Consider the following 1,276-nt stretch of genomic DNA (forward strand, 5'->3'; position numbering starts at 1 on the left):
TGAGGTGTACTAATGATGTGAGACAGTTCCTGAAAGGATTGTTCCCATGTCTTCTCGACCAACATACTCTGATGAGTTCAAGGCCGACGCCGTTGCGTTAGCTGATTCTTCCGGCCGCCCGCTTGCTCTGGTGGCTGCGGAGCTGGGCATCTCCTTGACCGCTCTCAAGCGCTGGGTCAAGCTCTCCCGCGAAGGCCAAAGCGGTGATGGCAAAAAGCCGGACGAGCCGGTGGATGCCGCGAAATACAAGGCCATGGAAGTGCGGCTGCGTGAAGTGGAAAGGGAGAATGAGTTCCTAAAAAAAGTTTCAGCGTTCTTCGCCAAGGAGCAACGGTAGATGCTATCTACTGCTTTGTTCAGCAGCAGGAGAACGCTGGAGAAAAAGTGGCTTGGATGTGCCGGCATCTGGAGGTCCCTAGGTCCTCGTACTACCGCTGGCGCGACGCCACTGACACGCCCACGGCCATCCGCCACAGGGAGCTGACCGATCAGGTGAAGACGATGTTCGATTCCTCCGACGGGATCTTTGGCCACCGCATGGTTCATACGAAACTAACCACTGACGGGGTGGATGTTTCCGTGGGAACTGTGGCTACGATCATGGCTGAGAACGGGTGGGCGGCCAGGCGGATGCGCGCCTTCAAACGCACCACCATCCGCTCAGACTCGGGCAAACTGTTTGAGGATCTGATCGGCCGCGACTTCACCGCAGAAGCCCCAGGAACCCGCCTTGTCGGCGACATCACGTACCTTCGCACCGGTGAGGGCTGGCTGTATCTGGCCACCGTCATCGACCTGTGTACCCGCATGATCGTCGGCTGGGCAATGGCCGATCATATGCGCGCTTCCTTGTGCGTCAAAGCGCTGGAAATGGCCAGAGACAAAGGTCATGTACGGGCAAAAGCAATTTTTCATTCCGACCATGGAGCGCAATATACCTCCAGTGAAATGGGGAAATGGTGTGCCGGAAATAATGTCCGCCAGTCGATGGGATTAGCCGGTGTGTGTTGGGACAACGCGGTAGCTGAATCGGCGTTCTCTTCCTTGAAGAGCGAGTTCTACCACCACTACAGCTTTGACACCCGCCACGACGCCAGACGGGCCACCATGCACTATATCGAGGCCTTCTACAACCGGTGGAGACCACATACCTACAACGATGGCCTACCGCCAGCAACAGCGATGGCCAACTTCAACACCCAAAACCAGCAACAACTCGCTGCTGCCTAACCCAAAAGAAACTAACCAACTGTCCCAGATCCTTGACACACCTCAA

The 1,276-nt window shown here is 56.3% G+C and carries 2 protein-coding genes; both read left to right on the plus strand.

Annotated elements, in window-relative coordinates:
- Window positions 1-46: 46 nt before the first annotated feature.
- Window positions 47-337 carry a transposase gene (locus RY113_RS18380; protein WP_315915828.1) on the plus strand — a complete coding sequence of 97 codons (291 nt, stop codon included), beginning with the start codon at window positions 47-49 and terminating at the stop codon, window positions 335-337.
- 5 nt (window positions 338-342) lie between these two features.
- Window positions 343-1,230: an IS3 family transposase gene (locus RY113_RS18385; protein WP_315915829.1), complete on the plus strand. Its 888-nt coding sequence runs from the start codon at window positions 343-345 to the stop codon at window positions 1,228-1,230.
- The last annotated feature ends 46 nt before the right edge of the window (window positions 1,231-1,276 follow it).

Source organism: Arthrobacter sp. lap29 (assembly GCF_032458965.1).
Classification (GTDB): Bacteria; Actinomycetota; Actinomycetes; order Actinomycetales; family Micrococcaceae; genus Specibacter; species Specibacter psychrochitiniphilus.